The organism is Thioclava indica (genome assembly GCF_000714545.1).
GTDB classification, from domain to species: domain Bacteria; phylum Pseudomonadota; class Alphaproteobacteria; order Rhodobacterales; family Rhodobacteraceae; genus Thioclava; species Thioclava indica.
In genome coordinates this window covers 34035-53725 of sequence record NZ_AUNB01000016.1, presented here as the reverse complement: position 1 = coordinate 53725, position 19691 = coordinate 34035, and the positions used below count along the sequence as shown (strand labels likewise).

Annotated in this window: 19 protein-coding genes and 2 riboswitches; of the genes, 16 read left to right on the top strand and 3 right to left on the bottom strand. The window is 63.4% G+C overall.

Going from position 1 to position 19691, the window contains the following annotated elements; all coding sequences use genetic code 11:
* Positions 1-90 precede the first annotated feature (90 nt).
* Positions 91-717 (bottom strand): cob(I)yrinic acid a,c-diamide adenosyltransferase, encoded by a 627-nt coding sequence (cobO, locus tag DT23_RS05740; protein ID WP_038129260.1) that lies wholly within the window; start codon positions 715-717, stop codon positions 91-93.
* A 39-nt stretch (positions 718-756) separates the two neighbouring features.
* Positions 757-979, top strand: a riboswitch (cobalamin riboswitch).
* Between the two features lie 102 nt (positions 980-1081).
* On the opposite strand from cobO, the gene DT23_RS05735 reads away from it, so the two are divergent.
* The 7 genes from DT23_RS05735 to cobJ are packed head-to-tail and all read left to right on the top strand — an operon-like array spanning position 1082 to position 9011.
* The gene (locus DT23_RS05735) at positions 1082-1456 is read left to right on the top strand and encodes a DUF1636 family protein (protein ID WP_038129257.1); all 375 of its coding nucleotides are present in this window, start codon (positions 1082-1084) and stop codon (positions 1454-1456) included.
* Between the two features lie 3 nt (positions 1457-1459).
* Complete coding sequence (gene cobW / locus DT23_RS05730; RefSeq protein WP_038129253.1) at positions 1460-2506, top strand: cobalamin biosynthesis protein CobW; 1047 nt, start codon at positions 1460-1462, stop codon at positions 2504-2506.
* Complete coding sequence (cobN, locus tag DT23_RS05725) at positions 2506-5757, top strand: cobaltochelatase subunit CobN (protein ID WP_038129251.1); 3252 nt, start codon at positions 2506-2508, stop codon at positions 5755-5757. The genes cobW and cobN overlap by 1 nt, the downstream gene beginning before the upstream one ends.
* Positions 5754-6887, top strand: a complete 1134-nt coding sequence (cobG, locus tag DT23_RS05720; RefSeq protein WP_038129248.1) for a precorrin-3B synthase — start codon at positions 5754-5756, stop codon at positions 6885-6887. The genes cobN and cobG overlap by 4 nt, the downstream gene beginning before the upstream one ends.
* A complete protein-coding gene (locus DT23_RS05715; RefSeq protein ID WP_038129245.1) occupies positions 6887-7516 on the top strand; it encodes a precorrin-8X methylmutase in 630 nt (209 codons plus the stop codon). Before cobG ends, DT23_RS05715 begins: the two co-directional genes overlap by 1 nt.
* A gap of 5 nt (positions 7517-7521) precedes the next feature.
* Positions 7522-8262 carry a precorrin-2 C(20)-methyltransferase gene (locus tag DT23_RS05710; RefSeq protein WP_038129243.1) on the top strand — a complete coding sequence of 247 codons (741 nt, stop codon included), beginning with the start codon at positions 7522-7524 and terminating at the stop codon, positions 8260-8262.
* Positions 8259-9011 carry a precorrin-3B C(17)-methyltransferase gene (gene cobJ / locus DT23_RS05705; RefSeq protein ID WP_038129240.1) on the top strand — a complete coding sequence of 251 codons (753 nt, stop codon included), beginning with the start codon at positions 8259-8261 and terminating at the stop codon, positions 9009-9011. Before DT23_RS05710 ends, cobJ begins: the two co-directional genes overlap by 4 nt.
* Here the strand turns inward: cobJ and DT23_RS05700 are convergent.
* Positions 8969-9739 (bottom strand): cobalt-precorrin-6A reductase, encoded by a 771-nt coding sequence (locus DT23_RS05700; protein ID WP_038129236.1) that lies wholly within the window; start codon positions 9737-9739, stop codon positions 8969-8971. The genes cobJ and DT23_RS05700 overlap by 43 nt on opposite strands.
* Here DT23_RS05700 and DT23_RS05695 point away from each other — a divergent pair.
* The 7 genes from DT23_RS05695 to cobF all read left to right on the top strand — a co-directional run bounded on the left by DT23_RS05695 (position 9738) and on the right by cobF (position 15874).
* On the top strand, positions 9738-10931 hold the full coding sequence (locus DT23_RS05695) for a bifunctional cobalt-precorrin-7 (C(5))-methyltransferase/cobalt-precorrin-6B (C(15))-methyltransferase (RefSeq protein WP_038129233.1): 1194 nt from the start codon (positions 9738-9740) through the stop codon (positions 10929-10931). The genes DT23_RS05700 and DT23_RS05695 overlap by 2 nt on opposite strands.
* Positions 10928-11272, top strand: a complete 345-nt coding sequence (locus DT23_RS05690; RefSeq protein ID WP_240473555.1) for a cobalamin biosynthesis protein — start codon at positions 10928-10930, stop codon at positions 11270-11272. The genes DT23_RS05695 and DT23_RS05690 overlap by 4 nt, the downstream gene beginning before the upstream one ends.
* Positions 11269-12054 (top strand): precorrin-4 C(11)-methyltransferase, encoded by a 786-nt coding sequence (cobM, locus tag DT23_RS05685; RefSeq protein WP_038129228.1) that lies wholly within the window; start codon positions 11269-11271, stop codon positions 12052-12054. The genes DT23_RS05690 and cobM overlap by 4 nt, the downstream gene beginning before the upstream one ends.
* Positions 12051-13370, top strand: a complete 1320-nt coding sequence (locus DT23_RS05680; protein ID WP_038129227.1) for a cobyrinic acid a,c-diamide synthase CobB — start codon at positions 12051-12053, stop codon at positions 13368-13370. The genes cobM and DT23_RS05680 overlap by 4 nt, the downstream gene beginning before the upstream one ends.
* Positions 13367-14140: a uroporphyrinogen-III C-methyltransferase gene (gene cobA, locus DT23_RS05675; protein ID WP_051697071.1), complete on the top strand. Its 774-nt coding sequence runs from the start codon at positions 13367-13369 to the stop codon at positions 14138-14140. The genes DT23_RS05680 and cobA overlap by 4 nt, the downstream gene beginning before the upstream one ends.
* Positions 14133-14351, top strand: a riboswitch (cobalamin riboswitch). (Overlaps the previous gene by 8 nt.)
* Before the next feature lie 34 nt (positions 14352-14385).
* On the top strand, positions 14386-15051 hold the full coding sequence (locus DT23_RS05670) for an energy-coupling factor ABC transporter permease (RefSeq protein WP_038129223.1): 666 nt from the start codon (positions 14386-14388) through the stop codon (positions 15049-15051).
* 61 nt (positions 15052-15112) lie between these two features.
* Positions 15113-15874, top strand: coding sequence for a precorrin-6A synthase (deacetylating) (gene cobF / locus DT23_RS05665; RefSeq protein WP_038129222.1), 762 nt, complete (start codon positions 15113-15115; stop codon positions 15872-15874).
* A gap of 89 nt (positions 15875-15963) precedes the next feature.
* Here cobF and DT23_RS05660 read toward each other — a convergent pair whose 3' ends face one another.
* Positions 15964-16869 carry an AEC family transporter gene (locus DT23_RS05660; protein ID WP_038129219.1) on the bottom strand — a complete coding sequence of 302 codons (906 nt, stop codon included), beginning with the start codon at positions 16867-16869 and terminating at the stop codon, positions 15964-15966.
* A 756-nt stretch (positions 16870-17625) separates the two neighbouring features.
* On the opposite strand from DT23_RS05660, the gene DT23_RS19955 reads away from it, so the two are divergent.
* Together DT23_RS19955 and arcD are read left to right on the top strand one after the other, a co-directional pair.
* Complete coding sequence (locus tag DT23_RS19955; protein ID WP_240473554.1) at positions 17626-18066, top strand: hypothetical protein; 441 nt, start codon at positions 17626-17628, stop codon at positions 18064-18066.
* A gap of 135 nt (positions 18067-18201) precedes the next feature.
* Complete coding sequence (gene arcD, locus DT23_RS05650) at positions 18202-19671, top strand: arginine-ornithine antiporter (protein ID WP_051697070.1); 1470 nt, start codon at positions 18202-18204, stop codon at positions 19669-19671.
* The last annotated feature ends 20 nt before the right edge of the window (positions 19672-19691 follow it).

Here is a 19691-nt window from a genome sequence, read left to right as displayed (position 1 = left end):
CTCATTCTTAAAAATCCCCTAATTTCTTCTTGGTAAAACTATCCCGGGGGAGGCGCATTGCGCCGGGGGCAGCGCCCCTCTTGCCAGTTTTCAGAACTCAACCCCGGCCTGGGCCTTGATGCCGGATCGGAACGGATGCTTGACGAGGGTCATTTCGGTTACGAGGTCGGCGGCTTCGATCAGGGGCTCTGCGGCGTTGCGCCCGGTCAGCACGACATGGGTCATCTCGGGTTTTTCCGTGCGCAGGAATGTCAGGACCTCGTCGAGCGACAGATAATCGTAGCGCAAGGCGATATTGATTTCATCCAGTAGCACCATGCGGATTTCGGGGTCGCGGATCAGCTCCTTGGCTTTTTCCCAGCCCGCTTGCGCGGCGGCAATATCGCGTTCGCGGTCTTGCGTTTCCCAGGTGAATCCTTCGCCCATCGCGTAAAACTGGCAAAGATCGCCGAAATGCTCGGTGATCAGGGTTCGTTCACCGGTTTCCCACGCGCCTTTAATGAACTGCACAACCGCGCAAGGCATTTCATGCGCGATGCAGCGCAGAATCATCCCGAAACCCGATGACGACTTCCCTTTACCCGATCCCGTATGGACGATGATCAGGCCTTTTTCGCCTTCTTTCTTCGCCATGATCTTATCGCGTGCGGCCTTTTTTTTCGCCATTTTGGCGCTGTGGCGGGCAAGGGATTCGGGACTGTCGGTCTGGGTGGGCATGGCGTCTGTCCTTGTGCTTGACAAAACTGTTGTGCTCGCGCACTCAGAGGATGCGCTGGTTCCTGTCTTTAAGGCAGGCGAAGAGGGAATGCGACAGGGTTTGCGATCTTCAAGATTGCACAGTCCAAGCGCAGCCGCCCCCGCGACCGTGACCGGAGAGGTCATCCAAGCCACTGGCCCGAACGGGTCGGGAAGGTGGATGACCGTGGGGTTTTTCCCCAGATCCGCAAGCCGGGAGACCTGCCAGCGCTGATGATTACGGGCAGACGGGGTGTCTCTGCGACCGGATGGGTGACTCCGGTTGTTCGTGATCCGGAATTCCCTCTGGCCTTTCCCCTGATGCACTACAGGAGGAAAAGATGCGATGACGGCCATTCTGAGTGTCTGCGTAACCTGCCGACGGACAGACTCCGACCCCGAGGACGAGACTCGTCCGGGCGCGCATCTGCGTCACGCGCTTGATGCGCTCGACTGCCCCGAAGGTGTTGAGATCCGGTCTGTGGAATGTCTCTCGGCTTGCAATAACGGCTGTGCGGTCGCGCTCTCGGCGCCGGGCAAGTGGAGCTATGTTTACGGCCGCATGAGCCCCGAAAACGCCTCTGACATTCTGGAGGGGTCCGCTGCCTACGCGGCCACCGCTGACGGGCTGGTGCCTTGGCGCGCGCGCCCCGTGATTTTTCGCAAGCAAAGCCTTGCGCGCATTCCGCCGCTTTCTGCAAACCCCGATCCCGAGGAGTAAGTTATGCCCGATCTGAGCAAGGTTCCCGTCACTGTCATCACTGGTTTTCTGGGGGCAGGGAAGACGACGTTGATCCGCCACCTGATGGCCCACGCGGGCAATCGCAAGCTGGCCGTTCTCGTTAACGAGTTCGGCAGGGTCGGTGTCGATGGCGATATTCTGCGCCAATGCGCTGATGAAAACTGCCCCGACGAGAATATCGTCGAACTGGCCAACGGCTGCATTTGCTGCACCGTAGCCGATGAATTCATCCCGACGATTGAGGCGCTCATGGCGCGCCCGCAAAAGCCCGACCATATCCTCATCGAGACGTCTGGGCTGGCACTGCCCAAGCCGTTGCTCAAGGCATTCGATTGGCCTGTGATCCGCTCGCAGATCACCGTGGACGGGGTGATTGCTTTGGCGGATGCAGAGGCGGTGGCGGCAGGGCGTTTCGCGCCGAATGTGGCTGCGGTGGATGCGCAGCGTCTGGCGGATGACAGCTTGGATCACGAGACGCCTTTGTCTGAGGTGTTTGAAGATCAGATTGCTTGCGCTGATCTCGTGCTGCTGTCCAAGGCTGATCTGGCGGGAGAGGCGGGGCTTGCCGCCGCGCGTGCCGTGATCGAGGCCGAAGCGCCGCGCAAGCTGCCGATTTTGCCGCTGACCGAAGGGGTGATTGACCCCAATGTCGTGCTGGGTCTGGGCGCGGCAGCCGAAGACGATCTGGCCGCGCGTCCCAGCCATCACGACGGGGCGGATGATCACGAACATGATGATTTCGACACGGTGGTGATTGACCTTCCCGAAATCACCGATCCCGATCAATTTGTCGCGGCTGTAGAGCGTCTGGCGCGCGATCAGAATATCTTGCGCGTAAAGGGGCATGTCGCAGTTCAGGGCAAACCGATGCGTCTGTTGGTGCAGGGGGTTGGCGCGCGGGTGCGACACCAGTTTGATCGCCCTTGGGGCAGCGAGCCGCGCCGCTCGGCGCTGGTCGTGATCGCCGAACATGACGATGTCGATCCCGAGGCAATCCGCGCCGCGTTAATTGCAGCCGTGCCTGCCTGATGCATATCGTCTTTCGCGAAAGCCACGGTCTTGAAGAAACCGATGTGCCGACCGATCTGGGGCAATCGCCCGCAGATCTGGTCGTGCTGTCGTTTTCCGATAGTGATCTCGGGGCTTTCGCGGCGGGCTGGCATCGGGCCAAGGGCGGTTTGCCCTCGTTGCGGCTGGCCAATCTGGTCGCGCTGCGCCACCCGGTTTCGGTGGATACCTACGTTGAGAATACGCTAGCGGGGGCGAAGGGTATTCTTGTGCGGCTGATCGGCGGCGAGGGATACTGGCCTTATGGCTTGGCCTCGCTGCAGGATCTGGCGCGGCGCAAGGGCATTGCGCTGGCCGTTCTGCCTGCTGACGGGCGTGAGGATACGCGTCTCGATGCGCTGTCAACGCTGCCGGTCTCGACCCTGCGCCGTCTTATGACGCTGTGTGATGCGGGCGGCGCGGTGGCAGCGCAGGCGGCGCTGGCGCAGATGGCGCTGGCCTCGGGGTTTTATGCCGGTCCGGTTTCGGGGGATAAACGCCTGCCCGCGCAGGGGTTTTACGATCCCGATTTCGGGCCGCTCGAAACGATTGAGGCAGAGGGAGCCTGCGAGGGCGCTCTGGCACTTGTCAGTTTCTACCGCTCCTATCTGAGTGCTGCGGATATGGCGCCGGTTGATGCCTTGATCCAAGGTTTGCGCGCGCGCGGGTTTCTGGCCTACGGGCTGTATGCGACATCGTTGAAATCCGAGGGGATGGGGGATTGGCTGCACAGCGCGCTTGGCGCACGCCGCCCCGATCTGGTGGTGAATGCGACCGCATTTTCGATGCAGGGCACCGATGGCACCACGCCCTTTGATGGCTACGACTGTCCGGTGTTTCAGGTCGCGCTATCAACGGCGCGACGCAAGGATTGGGCGCAATCCGAGCGGGGGCTGTCACCCGCCGATCTGGCGATGCATGTCGTGTTGCCCGAGGTCGACGGGCGGCTGCATGCGGGGGTGATTTCCTTTAAAGCGCCGCAACCGCGTGACCCCGATCTGGAATACTCCCGCTTTGCCCATCGCGCCGATCCCGAACGGATTTCGGCCGCGCTGGATCGTGTTTGCGGCTGGCATCGGTTGCGTCAAACCCCTGTCGCGCAGCGCAAGGTGGCACTGGTGCTGTCAACCTATCCGGGCCGCGACTGGCAGATGGCGCATGCGGTCGGGCTGGATGCGCTGGCCTCAAGCGATGGGTTGATGGCAGCGCTGGCCCATCAGGGCTACGCGGTGACGACGGGCCCTGACGCGCCAGGCTTGGCCAAGGCGCAGATCCGCTGGCCGCTGGCCGAATATCACGCAGCGCTTGCAAGCCTGCCTGCGGATTTGCGCGATGATCTGACCGCCGCTTGGGGCGCGCCCGAGGACGATCCCGCCTGCGTTGAGGGCGTGTTTCATTTCGCCGCGATTGATCGGGGCGGCGTTATCCTTGCGCTTCAGCCAGAGCGCGGCGATTGCGCAAGTCGCGAGGATGATTATCACGATCTCGCCCGCACGCCGCGCCATGGCTATGTCGCCTTCTATCTCTGGCTGCGCGCGCAGGGGATCTGCGCGCTGATCCATATGGGCGCACATGGCACGCTGGAATGGCTGCCGGGGAAATCGGTGGCGCTATCGTCGACCTGCTGGCCCGAGGCGCTGATCGGGGCGCTGCCGGTGATCTACCCGTTCATCGTCAATGATCCCGGTGAATCGGCTCAGGCCAAGCGGCGCATCGGGGCTGTGACTTTGGGCCATCTGCCCCCGCCGATGCGTGCTGCCCATATGCCCGCCGGAATGGCGCGGCTGGAAAGGTTGCTGGATGAATATTCCACCGCCGACGGGCTTGATCCCGCGCGGCGCAACCGCCTGATCGCGACGATCCGCGACGAGGCTGATGCCAGCGGGGTCAGCACCGATCTGGGTATCCCCGTGCAGGCCAGCCCCGCCGAGGTGATCACGCGCGTTGATCGCTTTGTCTGCGACATCAAGGAAAGCCAGTTCGGCGACGGGCTGCATGTCTTCGGGCAAGGCGCTTGTGGCGCGCAGGAGCTTGCGGGGGTGGTCACTGCGCTTGCAGGGCGGCGCGTGGCGCCCGGCCCCTCGGGCAGTCCCGCACGCGGGCGCAGCGATGTGCTACCCACCGGGCGCAACATGTTTTCTGTTGATCCGCGTGCGGTGCCCTCGCGCGCGGCCCATGCACAGGGCGTTAAACTGGCCGAAGAGTTGCTGCGCAAGCATTTGCAGGATCACGGCGATTGGCCGCAAGGGCTGGTGGTCGATCTCTGGGGATCGGCGACGATGCGCACGGCGGGCGAAGAGTTCGCGATGGCGCTGCATCTGGCGGGGCTGTGCCCGATCTGGGACGATTCTGGCGCGCGCGTCAGCGGTGTCGAGGTGATCGCGCTGACGTTGCTCGGGCGGCCGCGTATTGATGTCACGCTGCGCGTTTCTGGCCTGTTTCGCGATATCTTCCCCGGTCTTGCGCAACTTTTTGAAACCGGAGCCGAGGCGCTGGCCGCACGCGATGAAAGCGCGCAGGACAACCCCTATCGCACGCGTATTGCACGCGTTTTTGGTCCCCGGCCTGGTCTCTACGGGCTGGGTATGGGGGCCGCGATTGACGCGTTCACCCCCGAGGCGCGCGCCGCCGCAGGCGAGGCCTGGCTGGCGGCCTCAAGCCATGCGATCGCCAAGGATGGCAGCATTCGCGCGGATCGCGCCGCGCTTGAGACGCGGCTGCGCGGGGCGGACAGTTTCGTGCATGTGCAGGATCTCGCGGAAAGCGATCTGCTTTTGGCGTCTGATTACGCCGCACACGAGGCCGGAATCGCCGCCGCACTGGCGCGTCTTGGGCATGCGCGACCGGCGCTTTATCACCTTGATGCAACCCGCCCCGGTTCTCCGCGTGCGCGCAGCCAAAGCGAAGAGATCGCCCGCGTTGTGCGAGCGCGTGCGGCCGATCCGGCTTGGGCCGAGGGGATGATGCGGCACGGGTATCGCGGCGGGGCCGAGATCGCGGCGACGCTTGATCATCTCGCGGCCTTTGCCCATCTGGCCGAGACCGTGCCCGCACATCTGTTCGATCTGTATTTCGAGGCAACGCTGGGGCGCGACGCGGTGGTCGAATTCATGGCGCGTGACGCCCCCGAGGCGCTTGCGGCGATGCGCGATCTGTTTCGCCGTTTGCGCGCTGCGGGGTTGTGGGACACGCAGCGCAACTCGATCATCGCCCGGTTGGAGAGTGCGCCATGAGTGTTCGTGTCTATGGGCGCTGCCCAAGCGCGCGTCAGCCGATGGCCTCTGGCGATGGCCTTGTGGTGCGTCTGCGCCCACCGAACAACCGACTAACCCCGGATCAGGCGCGCGCCATCGCGGCGGCGGCGCAGGACTATGGCAACGGGCTGATCGATTTGCCCGCGCGGGCAAATCTGCAGCTGCGCGGCGTGCGTGCGCAGACCCATGCGGCGTTGATCGCGGCGCTGTCTCCGCTTGGGCTGGTTGAACCCGAGGGGAGCCGCGCGCCGCGCAATATCATCGTCACGCCTTTTGCGGATGCGCAGACCTATGCGCTGGCCGATGCGCTACAGCGCGCGCTTCGCACAGCCCCCGACCTGCCGCATAAGTTCGGCTTTGTGATTGATTGCGGCCCGGCCCCGGTGATGGGCGATATTTCGGGCGATATCCGGTTGGAACGCAGTCCCGATGGCAGGCTGCTTTTGCGTGCCACGGGGCTTGCCCTTGGTGCGCCCGTCACCAAAGAGCAAGCGCCGCAAGCGATGTGCGATCTGGCGCGCTGGTTCGTGGACGCCGGAGGTATGCACGAGGGGCGGGGCCGGATGGCGCAGCTGATCGCGCAGGGCGCGTGTCCCAAAGGAGCGTTGGCCCCGACTGATAGCCCTGCGCCCGGTCTTGCGCGTCCGCTGCCGGGGGTAGTCGCGCAAGGCGCGCTGGTGGGCTTTGAATTTGGCCAGTTGCAGGGCGAAACGCTGGCGCAACTGGCGACGCTTGGTCCGTTGCGCCTGACGCCCTGGCGGATGCTGCTGATCGAGGGGCTGCGCGCGTTGCCTGATGTGCCCGGTCTGATCACGGATCCGCGCGACCCACGGCTGCGCATATTTGCTTGCACCGGCGCGCCGGGCTGCTTGCAAGGGCAGGGCGATGTGCGCGCACTGGCGCGCTGGCTTGCGCCTGAACTGGCCCCTGACACGACCCTGCATGTCTCGGGCTGCGCCAAGGGCTGTGCCTTGCCCACGCCCGCGGATCTGACGCTGGTCGCCACCCCCGAGGGGGTTGATCTGATCGTGAATGGGCGCGCGGGCGATCCCCCGTTTCGGCGCGCCTTGTCTCCTATGGATATCCTGCAATTACCGGAGTTTTCGTAATGGCGCATCGTTATGAAACGGATGGCGCAAAGATCTACGCGGAGTCCTTCGCCACGATCCGCACCGAGGCCGATTTGGCCCGTTTCTCGCCCGAGGAAGAGCCTGTCGTGGTGCGCATGATCCATGCAGCAGGGCTGGTCGGGTTGGAGAATGATGTGCGCTTTAGTCCCGGCATGGCTGTCGCCGCGCGTGCAGCCCTCGAACTTGGCGCGCCGATCCTGTGTGATGCGCGCATGGTGAGTGAGGGCATCACGCGGGCGCGCCTGCCCGCAGACAACCCCGTGATCTGCACCTTGCACGACCCTTCGGTGCCAGCGCGCGCCAAGGCGATGGGCAACACCCGCTCGGCGGCGGCGCTGGAATTGTGGCGCCCGCATCTGGCAGGCGCAGTGGTGGCGATTGGCAATGCCCCGACGGCGCTGTTTCATCTGCTCAACATGCTGGAAGATCCCGACTGCCCGCGACCTGCCGCGATCATCGGCTGTCCGGTCGGTTTCGTGGGGGCGGCAGAATCCAAGGCCGCATTGATCGCCGCGCCTCCGGTGCCCGCGCTGGTTGTTCAGGGGCGGCTCGGGGGCTCGGCGATCACGGTGGCGGCGCTGAACGCGCTGGCCTCGCGCAAGGAGTAAACCGCATGGGACGTATCATCTGTGCAGGGCTTGGTCCTGGCGATCCCGACCTGATGTCGCGTCGCGCCGAGCGCGCGGTGCGCGGTGCCAGCGACATAGCCTATTTCCGCAAAAAGGGTCGCTTTGGTCAAGCGCGCCGGATCGTCGAGGGGATGCTTGCAAGCGATGTTTGCGAGCACGCGATGGAATATCCCGTCACCACCGAGATCCCTTTTGACAGCCCCGACTATATCCGCCTGCTCGCTACCTTTTACGATGATTGGGCGGCGCGGCTGACCGCGCTTGCGCAAAGCCGCGACGTGGTGGTGCTATGCGAGGGCGATCCCTTTTTCTACGGCTCGTTCATGCATCTTTATGTCCGTCTTCGCGAGCGGCTCGAGATCGAGGTCATCCCCGGCATCACCGGCATGACGGGCTGCTGGACTGCGACGGGCGAGCCGATGACATGGGGCGATGATGTGATGTCGGTGCTTATGGGGTCGATGTCCGAAGACCAACTGGTGACGCATATGCAGGGCGCGGATGCGCTGGTGGTGATGAAAACCGGGCGCAACCTGCCCAAGATCAAGCGTGCATTGGCTCGCGCTGGACGGCTCGCGCAGGCCTGGCTGGTCGAGCGTGGCACGATGACCGATCAGCGTATCGCGCGCCTGATCGAGACCGAGGATCACGACTGTCCCTATTTCGCGATCGTGCTGGTGCATGGCCATGGCCGTCGCCCCGAACGGGTTGAGGCTGCGCAATGAGCGGTTGGGTCGTTGTGGCCGGGCTGGGTCCGGGGGCCGAAGATCTGGTAACGCCCGAGGTGCGCGTCGCGCTGGATCAAGCCACCGATATCGTGGGCTATAGCCCCTATGTCGCGCGCATCGCACCGCGTTCGGGGTTGCGCCTGCATGGTTCGGACAACCGGGTAGAGCTGGAGCGTGCCCGTCACGCGCTGGAAATGGCCGCGCAAGGTCAGCGTGTGGTGATCGTGTCTTCGGGCGATCCGGGGGTGTTCGCCATGGCCTCGGCACTGTTTGAACAGCTTGAGGCCAGTCCCGGTTTTGCGCAAACCGACATTCGTATTCTGCCCGGCATCACCGCGATGCTTGCGGCGGCGGCGCGTGTGGGGGCGCCTCTGGGCCATGATTTCTGCGCGATCAACCTTAGCGACAATCTCAAGCCTTTTGATCTGGTCGAACACCGGCTGCGTCACGCGGCGCGCGGCGATTTTGCGATGGCCTTTTACAACCCGCGCTCAAAGGCGCGCCCGCATCAGTTCGCGCGCGTGCTGGAATTGCTGCGCGAAGAATGCGGGCCGGATCGGTTGATCGTGTTCGCGCGCGCCGTCTCGACGCCGCAAGAAACGGTTCAGGTTGTCACCCTTGCGCACGCCACGCCCGAAATGGCGGATATGCGCACGGTTGTTCTTGTCGGCAACAGCGCCACGCGCCGCGTCGGAGAGTGGGTTTACACGCCGCGCGGGGTTACGTTGGCGGGGGAAGGGGCATGATCGCGCAGCCAGCTCATGACGCCATCGACGCTGTCGCGGATTTCGCGCGCGGGCAGGGTGGGGCGGTCGATCATAATCACCTCGATCCCCAGCGCGCGCGCCGCAAGCAACTTGGCACGCGCGCCGCTGCCGCCGGAATTCTTCGCAACGATATGGGTGATCGCATGGGCGCGCAGCAAGGCGCTGTCGTCCGCTTCGGTGAACGGACCGCGCGCGATCACCACCTCGGCGTGGCGCAGGGGCAGGGGCGCGTCTGGCGGGTCTACCAATCGCACGAGATAGTGGTGCTGTGCATGCGCGGCGAACAGATCAAGATGCTGTTTTCCGATCGCAAGGAACACTTGCGCCGAGGATTCGGGCAGGGCATCGGGCGCGTCTTGCAGAGCGCGCACATGATGCCAGCGATCGCCCGCGCCAGCCTGCCAGGGGGCGCGCTCGAACGCCAACAGTGGCGTGCCGGTCTGCGCGCAAGCGGCAATTGCGTTGCGGCTGATCTGGGCGGCGAACGGGTGGGTTGCGTCGATCACATGGGTGATCTGATGCGCGCGGATATACGCGACCAGACCGTCGCGGCCACCAAACCCGCCGATGCGTGTGGGCAGTGGCTGTGCCACCGGGCTTTGCGTGCGCCCGGCATAAGAGAAAACGGCCGAAATCGGTTCATCGGCAAGGCGTCGGGCCAGTTGGCTGGCTTCAGTGGTGCCGCCAAGCAGCAAGAGGCGCGTCATGTCTGATCCTTGGCTGGACGTGATCGGTCTGGGCGAAGATGGCCTGCGCGGGCTGTCAGATGCAAGTCGCGATGCGATTGCGCGCGCGCAGGTGGTCTTTGGCGGGCCGCGTCATCTGGCCCTGGCAGATGCTGGCGCGCGAGGCCGCCCGTGGCCCGTTCCGTTTGATCTGGCGCCGGTGTTGGCGCTGCGTGGGCAGCGGGTGGTGGTGCTGGCCTCGGGCGATCCGTTCTGGTTTGGCGCGGGCAGCTTGCTGGCGCAGCGACTTGCACCCGGGGAATGGCGCGCACATCCGGTGGCGGGTGTCGTGTCGCTGGCATGTGCGCGCCTTGGCTGGCGCATCGAAGAGACGCGGGCGCTGGCGCTGCATGCGGCGGGGTTTGCAACGCTTGGCGCGCATCTGCATCGCGGGGCGCGGATCGTGGCCACGCTGCGCGATGAAACCGCGCTCGCCGCATTGGCCGATTGGCTTAGTGCGCAGGGCTTTGGCGCGGCGCAGATGCATGTGCTCGAACGGCTTGGCGGCCCGCAAGAGCGCCATCGTCAGACCCGCGCGGATCGCTTTGTGCTTGGGGATATCGCCACGCCTGTTGCCGTGGCGCTGGACGGGTCGGACCTGGCGCGCGGCGCCGGGTTGCCCTGCGTTCCCGGTCGCCCCGAGCATCTTTTTGCCCATGACGGACAGATCACCAAATCGCCGCATCGCGCGCTGACCCTTGCGGCGCTGGCACCTCGCCGGGGCGAAATGCTGTGGGATATCGGGGGTGGTTCTGGATCTGTTTCGGTTGAATGGGCCCTCGCAGGCGGGCGCGCGATTACGATTGAACCGCGCGCGGATCGCTGCGCCAATATCCGCGCCAATATCGAGACTTTCGCCTTGTCGCGCCAGATTACGCTGATTACGGGGCAGGCGCCCGAGGTCTTGGGCAACGATTTGCCCGCACCCGATGCTATTTTTGTTGGCGGGGGCGGCTCGGCGGCGCTGTTTGAGGCGCTTTGGGGGTATCTTGCGCCCGGTGCGCGGCTTGTGAGCAATGCGGTGACGCTGGAAACTGAATCCCTGTTGTTGGATTTGCAGGCGCGTCATGGCGGCACGCTAACCCGGCTTGAAATTTCGCAGGCCGCGCCGCTCGGGCGGATGCGCGGCTGGGTCAGCGCGCGCCCGCTCGTGCAGTGGGCGGTGACACGATGAGACGTCCGATGACAGTCGTGGGGCTTGGATTTCGTAGCAAGGTGACACCCGAAGCGCTGCTTCAGGCGCTGGCACAGGTCGGGCCGTTTGACGCCATTGCTACGGCTGCGGCCAAGGCGCGCGCGCTGACTGCCTTGCTGCCCGAGGCGCTGGTGATTGGCGTCGATGTGGCAGGCGTGCCAACCCCGACGCAATCACAGGCCGCGCTGGCTGCTTATGACACCGGATCTGTCGCAGAAGCCGCCGCATTGTGCGCCGCAGGGCCGGGCGCGCGACTGTGCCAGACCCGCAGGATTATCGGCGGCGTCAGTATCGCCGTTGCACAAGGAGAGACAACATGACGGTGCATTTTATCGGAGCCGGACCGGGGGCGGCGGATCTGATCACGCTGCGCGGGCGCGATCTGATCGCGGCCAGTCCGGTCTGTCTTTATGCGGGCTCGCTGGTGCCCGAGGCGTTGCTGGCGCATTGCCCGCAAGGGGCGCGCATCGTCAATACAGCGCCGTTGAGCCTTGACGAGATTATCGATCTGATCGCGGCGGCGCATCGCGCGGGCGAAGACGTGGCGCGGCTGCATTCGGGCGATTTGTCGGTCTGGTCCGCAATGGGTGAGCAATTACGGCGTCTGCGCGCGCTCGATATCCCCTATGATGTGACACCCGGCGTGCCCAGCTTTGCCGCCGCTGCCGCGACGCTTGGGGCCGAGCTGACCTTGCCGGGCGTCGTGCAATCGGTGGTGCTGACGCGGGTGTCGGGGCGCGCCAGTGCAATGCCTGAAACCGAGAGCCTGCAAAATTTTGCGCGCACGGGGGCGGTGCTGGCGATCCACCTGTCGGTGCATGTGCTGGACAAGGTCGTTGCCGAGTTGAGTCCGCATTACGGCGCAGAGTGTCCCGTGGCCGTGGTCTGGCGGGCGAGTTGGCCCGACGAGCGGGTGGTGCGCGCGACGCTGGGCACGTTGGAAACGGCGGTGGGTGGCGAGATGGAGCGCACCGCGTTGATCCTTGTCGGGCACTCGATCGGGGCGCAAGAGTTCGATGAAAGCCGGCTTTATGCAGGTGATTACGATCGCAGGTATCGCCCCATTGGCACCAATCCGCGTTTCCCCGAGGGTGGCGCATGACGCGGGGGTTGGTGATTTCCGGTGCGGCCTCGGGCGTGGGAAAGACGACTTTCACACTGGGCCTGATGGCGGCGCTGCGCGCGCGTGAAATGGCGGTGCAGCCCTTCAAATGCGGCCCCGACTACATTGATCCGGCCTTCCACACGGTGGCGGCGGGGCGGGCATCGTTCAATCTGGATGGCTGGGCCATGACGCCGGCGCAGATTGTCGACTTGACCAATCGCGAGGCTGATATTGCACTGGCCGAAGGCTCGATGGGGCTGTTTGACGGCGTCGCGCTGCCGGGGGAAACCGGGGTAGGGGCGAGCGCGGATGTTGCGGCGCTGGCTGGCTGGCCAGTCATCCTTGTGATCGATGTGAGCGGGCAGGCCCAAAGTGCGGCCGCCGTGGCGCAGGGACTGGCGCGGTTTCGCGACGATGTGCAGATCGCGGGCGTCGTGCTGAACAAGGTGGCTTCGCCGCGCCATGATGCGCTGGTGCGCGCGGGGTTTGCGCAGGCGGATATTCCGGTGCTTGGGGCCTTGCCGCGCCAAGTCGGGATCGAACTGCCTTCACGCCATCTTGGGCTGGTGCAGGCCGGGGAGACCGCCGATCTGGAGGCGCTTTTGGCCCAAGCGGGGGAGGTGGTTGCCCAATATTGTGACCTTGATGCGATTGTCGCAGCGGCGCGGGGCGGGCAGGTTGAGGCCGCCCAAGTCCGCCCGTCCTGCCCGCCCGGTATGCGCATTGCTTTGGCGCGCGATGCGGCCTTTTCCTTTGTCTATCCGCATCTGATCGAGGGCTGGCGCGCGGCGGGCGCAACCATCTTGCCGTTTTCCCCCCTGGCTGACGAAGGGCCTGATGATAGCGCGGATTGCTGCTGGATGCCGGGGGGATATCCCGAGCTGCATGCCGGACGGTTGGCGGCCAGTGCGACCCTGCGATCGGGCCTGCAGCGGTTCGCACAAACCCGGCCCGTTCACGGAGAATGCGGCGGCTACATGGCTTTGGGGGCGGGCTTAGTTGATGCGCAGGGGCAACGCCATGAGATGCTGGGGCTGCTTGGGCTTGAGACCAGTTTTGCCAAGCGCAAGATGAATTTGGGCTACCGTCTGGCGCGGTTGGCCGCACCGGTCCCGGGGCATGCGGTTGGCGCGCGCCTGCGTGGGCATGAGTTCCATTATGCGACAATCCTGTCGCAGCCCGATGCGCCCTTGGCCGAGGTTTGCGACGCCAACGGCGCGGCGGCGGTGCAAACAGGGTCATGGCGCAAGGCCGACGGTGGTGGGCATGTCAGCGGCACATTCTTTCACTTTATTGCGGAGGCCAGCCTATGAGCGAGTTCGTCTCTTTCGTTTCTTCCGGGGCCGGAGATCCTGAACTGTTAACTCTGAAAGCCGTTGATCGGCTGCAACGCGCCGATGTGGTGCTGTTTGACGATCTCGCCTCGGGGCCTGTTCTTGGCCATGCCGGGGAGCGCGCCGAGCTGATCGCCGTGGGAAAACGCGCGCGCCGCACCTCGGTCAAGCAAGATCACGTCAATCGTTTGTTGGTGGATCACGCTCGCACGGGGGCGCGGGTGGTGCGGCTGAAATCGGGCGATTGCGGTATTTTCGGGCGGCTCGAAGAAGAGATGATCGCGCTGGACGCGGCCGGGATCGCCTATGAGGTGATCCCCGGGGTGCCTTCGGCCTGCGCGGCGGCGGCGGCGGCGGGAATTCCGCTGACACGGCGGCTGACGGCGCGGCGGGTGCAGTTTGTAACCGGCGCGGATGTAACGGGCGATCTGCCCGAGGCGCTGAACTGGGCGGCACTGGCCGATCCGGGGGCGACGACGGTGGTCTACATGGGCAAGCGCACCTTTCCCAAGCTGGCCGAGGGGCTGATTGCACAGGGTATGTCGCCGGATACGCCAGCTTTGCTTGCCGAGGCTGTCGGCCATCCCGAGCAACGCTTGCAGCGCAGCACGATCGCCGCGCTGGCCGATCAGCTTGCCCGGGATCGCCCCGATCAACCCGCCCTGATCCTGTATGGACCATTGGCCGAGACACAGGAGGAAATCGCGATATGCGGGCTTGACGCGGGGGCCGCGCTCGCGTCTATCTAAATGCCTGTTTGGTGCCCAATGATGCGCAAAGCGCAGGGCTCAATCGGGAACGGGGAAGGGTGGACCAAGTTGCGGCACCCAAAGCCCCGGCCGCCCCCGCGACTGTATGCGGCGAGCGCGCTCTGAAAGACCACTGGGGGGCAACCCTTGGGAAGGTAGAGTGTCGCCTCGACCCGCGAGCCAGGAAACCGGCCATCAGGTCAACTCAAACCGCCGTCGGGTGTGACGGCAAGGAGACCAGAGATATGCATATCGAACCGGGCGTCGTCACGGGCGCCAAACTTATTCTTAGCTACGCAACCGCTGCGACTGCGGGGGTGTTTACGCTCAAAATGGCTTATACCGCGATGCGTCAACAAGGGCTTGGCTCGCTTGTTCTGCGCTCGTTGATCGCGACGGTTTTGGTGTTCACCTTTTTCGAGATCCTGCCGCATTATCCGGTTGGCGTCTCCGAGGTTCACCTGATCCTTGGCTCGACCTTGTTCCTGATACTGGGGGCTGCGCCTGCGGCGATTGGTCTGGCGCTGGGGCTGCTTGTTCAGGGCGTGTTTTTCGCGCAGTTCGATCTGCCGCAATACGGTATGAACGTGACCACGCTGCTGGTGCCGCTGTTCGGGCTGCAATATCTTGCCAAGCGTGTGATCGCGCCGGGCACCGCCTATGTCGATCTCAAATATACGCAGGCGCTTGCACTTTCCACGGCTTATCAGGGCGGCATCGTTGGCTGGGTGGCGTTCTGGGCGTTGTATGGTCAGGGCTTTGCCGAGATTGGTCAGGTCATGACGTTCGGCGTCGCTTATATGTCGGTGATCCTGCTTGAACCGCTGATTGACCTTGCGGTTCTTGGTGTGGCCAAACGCTTGCATGCGCTCAAGGGCACGGGTTGGGTGACCCCACGCCTGTTCGCCTGAGACCCGCTGCGGACGCGCATTATAAAGGGGGCTTCGGCCCCCTTTTTTTCGGAGCACAGAAATGATCGAACTTACCCTGATCGGGATTGGAACCGGTAATCCCGATCATGTCACAGCACAGGCCGTGCAGGCGATGAACGCCGCCGATCTGATCCTGATCCCGCTGAAGGGGCCTGAGAAAACCGACCTTGCCGAGCTGCGGCGCGGTCTTCTGGCGCGTCATTTGGCTAATGCGGCGACGCAGGTGGTGGAGTTTGACCTGCCATTGCGCGATGCCGATAACCCATCTTATCGCGCGGGCGTATCTGAGTGGCATGACGCGATTGCCGCCGCTTGGGAACATCAGATCCGCGCAGCACTGGGGCCTGATCCGGCGGGGCGGGTGGCCTTGTTGATTTGGGGCGATCCGATGCTTTACGATAGTAGTCTGCGCATCGCCGAACGGCTGGGAAAACGCCTGCCGCTAACACCCCGCGTGATCCCCGGTATCACCTCGATTCAGGCGCTATGTGCGGCGCATGCGATCCCGCTTAACGCGGTGGGTGCATCGGTCATTATCACCACAGGGCGGCAATTGCGTGCGCAGGGTTGGCCGCCCGGTGCCGAAACGGTGGTTGTTGTGCTGGATGGCGGGTGCGCCTTTGAGGTTCTGGACCCCGAGGGACTCTCGATCTGGTGGGGTGGGTGTGTGGCGATGCCGCAAGAGGCGCTGATCGCAGGTCCGCTGAGTGCGGTGAGCGCGCAGATCGTCGCCACGCGCAGCGCCTTGCGGGCGAAACATGGCTGGGTGATGGATATCTACCTGATGCGGCGCGACGCTTGAGGGGCGAGCGCTGGCAAACACGATCATCCGCTGGCGTGATTTTACGGGGGGAGCGCATGTCGGCGGGCGTGCAAAAGTATCGGCCGGCGTCAGGGGCCTAGGACCCACAGGACCAGAGGAATTGTGGCGATAGCGGCAATGGTCTGCGAGGTGATGATACCTGCCATTAGCGTGCCGTCACCGTTCAATTGCCGGGTCAACACATAGGACGTGGGGGCCGTGGGGATGGCTGAGAAAACGATCAGCACCAGCGCTTCGACGCCGCTCAGGCCGACGGCGCGCACCATGAGCGCGGCGAGCAGAGGCATAAACAGAAGGCGCAGGGCGCCGGTTGCAGCCAGGATTAACCCGTCGCGGTGCAGGGTGGCAGGTTGCAGGGCGGCCCCCACGCAAAGCAGGCCAAGCGGCAGGCTGGCTTGCGCCAGGACGTCAAGGAAGCGCCCGGTGCCGAAGGGGAGGCCCCATCCGGTCAGCGCCAGCGCGATGCCCCCCAGACAAGCCAGGATCAGCGGGTTGCGCGCCATGGTGGCGAACATGGAAAGGGGGGTGCGGGCCTGACCGGCCTCTGTCAGGGCCATGATTGACAGGACGTTGACCAAGGGCACCGCGATGGCAAGGTAAAGCGCCGCCCGTTCGATCCCCACGGGTCCGACCAGAGTGGTAAGGATGGCCAGACCCAGATAGGTGTTGAAGCGCACCGTGCCTTGTAGCAGTGGGCCAAAGCGGGCGGCGGGCATGGGGAGAAAGCGTCGCATCAGGGCCAAGGCGAGTGCGGCGAACAGAATGATTGCGACGGCCGCACCGCCCAGACGTAGCACTTGTGGGTCGCGGACGGGGGCATTGGCGAGACTGCTGACCAGAAGGGCCGGGAAGAGCAGGAAATAGTTGATCCGTTCGGCGGCGGGCCAAAATCCGGGATCAGGAAAGCCACTCCGGGCAAGGAGATAGCCAAGGCAGATCAGTGCAAAAAGGGGCCAGATGGTGAAGAAAAGCAATGTGATATCCCTTTGGCCCTGACCTGCGCAGACCGGGAGCCGCGCGGATGTCGTTGCACCATTCGTTAAAGACCGAAGCGCAGGGAGGGGCAAGCGGATTGCCGGAGTATTTGACGTTGAGATCGCGTTGAGTTTCCGATGTATCGTCGCGACAGAGCGTCTTTATGCGTCCGATGACATTCCCATTCGCGATGTAGCATTTACCAAGCTCACCGCTGATTATGTCCATCAACGCTTACGGCGCGAAGCATGCGTAATTGGGCTGCCCCTATTGAGAGGTTGAGCTCCCGTTAAGATCACAGGAAGGCTATGAACAAGGGAGATGAACAATGGAGTATTTTGCCGGTCTGGATGTATTTCTGCGCTCATGCGCCATTTGTGTCGTCGACGCCAAGGGCAAGGTCGTGCTGGCATAGGATCTACTGTGTGAGGTCGACGCTATTGCGGATTGTCTGAACAGTTGCGCGCATCGGTTTTGAGGCTGGCACGCTGGGCCAGCATCTCTTTTATGAGCTGACCAGCGAAGCCTTTGATTTTGTTTGCATAGAAGCCCGCCAAGTAAACGCTGCCCTTTCAGAGATGCGCAAAAAGACCGACAGGAACGACGCGCGTAGAATTGCCCATGTTCTGCGCGCCGGCTGGTTCAGCCCGGTTCACATGAAGGGCAGGGAAGCACATGGCGATCGTGCTTTACTCAGCACCCGCAAAGCATTGCTCAACTAGACAATCGATCTGGCCAACGAAGGGCGCGGGCCATTGAAGATCTTCGGCCTTCGTCTGCCCAAGACAGTGCAGCATGGCAGCTATGACGGCCTCGGTCGTCCGATGCTTGAAATGGATGAGGTTCTGGCGCATGCTTTGATCACGCTGCTCGATGCGCGTCCGGGTCTGTATCAGCACTTTCTGAAACTGGACCGCCGTGTCAAACGCGCCGCCTCCCGGGATGAGACATGCCTGTTCCGGCCCGTTGCTGCCGTTCATCTCAACCCTCGATGCCGCAGGGCAGCTTCCTTAAATCAGACATTGGCAACGCGGCGCTGCATTGCAATCGGTCAGGTGACGGGAACGCGGAGTTTACTGCCGGTCGCGAAGATCGAGACCGGAAGCGAGGCGAAAGCGACGTCGTATCTGTGCGTGGGGGTGCAATCATCGAAATTATTGATCTGTGTCAATACGACGCGGCTCGACGCGGCTTAACGTTGCGCGTGTAGAAGATCGACTGGCCGGCAAAATGCACGCGCAACCGCGATTCATTCATTGCCCTGACCAGAGAAGCTTCGCGCAAGTGCCCGTGGGCATCAGCAATTCATATCTGATCAAAGGAATGCAGCTATGAGCGTTACCGAAACGAGTCCGGCATCAGTGCCGGCAGAAAAGACATCCCGAAAACTAGGTTTGATACCCCTGATCGCGTTGGTCGTAGGGTCAATGATCGGCGGCGGAGTCTTCAGCTTGCCCCAAAACATGGCCAAGGGCGCGTCTCCGGGAGCGGTCATCATCGGCTGGTTAATCACGGGCGTCGGCATGCTGGCGCTGGCCTTCGTCTATCAGGGCCTCTCAACGCGCAAACCGCACCTTGATGCCGGGCCCTATGCATATGCGCGCGCCGGTTTCGGGGATTTCGTCGGCTTCAACAGCGCTTGGGGCTATTGGCTAAGCGCGTGGCTGGGCAACGTCTCTTACGTCGTGCTGATCTTCGGTGCGCTGAGTTATTTCTATCCGGCCTTCGGGGCCGAAGGGAACACAGTGCAGGCTATCATCGGCGCATCAGTCGTTCTCTGGGTTACCCATGCTCTGGTCCTGATGGGCATTCGGCAGGCGGCAATCATCAATGTCGTCACAACCATCGCCAAGCTGGCGCCAATCGCGTTGTTCATCGTGCTTGTGGCCGTCGCATTCAATATGCCGAAATTCAGCTTTGATTTCTGGGGCATGCAGACGCCAGATCTGGGGAGCATCGTGGATCAGGTCAAAAGCACAATGCTGGTCACGCTTTGGGTCTTCATCGGGATTGAAGGGGCGAGCGTCGTCTCGGGGCGCGCCGCGAAACGCGCGGATATCGGGCGCGCGACGATCATCGGCTTTGTGATTGCCCTTTCGGCCTATCTGTTGGTCTCGCTTTTGTCGTTTGGCCTGATGAGTCAGACGGAACTGGCGGGTCTTCCGGCGGCGGCCTCGATGGCCAATGTGATTGAGCAAGCGGTCGGCCCTTGGGGCTCGGTTGTCGTGCGCATCGGGCTTGTGATCTCGGTTGCAGGCGCGTTTCTTAGCTGGACCGTGTTTGCTGCGGAAATTCCCTATCGCGCGGCCAAAGAGGGCATGCTGCCTGCCGTGTTTGCAACGGAAAACAAGAACGGTTCGCCTGCCGGGTCGCTGTGGATCACCAACATCTTCGTGCAGATATTTTTGATCGTCACGCTTTATGCAAACTCAACCTATCTTGCGTTGTTCTACATCGCCTCGACCGCCATTCTGGTGCCCTATGTGCTGTCGGGCGCCTATGCGTTCAAACTGGCGCTCAGTGGTGAGGGCTACAAAACAGGTGAACGGCGTGGTCGGGACATGTTTTATGGCGGGTTGGCGACTGTTTATGGCGCATGGCTGGTCTATGCGGCGGGGCCTGCCTACCTGCTGATGTGCGCAATCCTCTATGCCGCCGGTGTGCCAATCTATTGGTATGCGCGTGCGAAAAACGGTGAAAAACCTTTCGCGGGCGTCGAAGCCTGGATCGGCATTGGCATCGTCATCGCCGCACTCGTGGCCGCCTATGAGATGTGGACAGGCGCGATCAGCGCGCTGTGAAACCCAATCAGCTTGGAGCA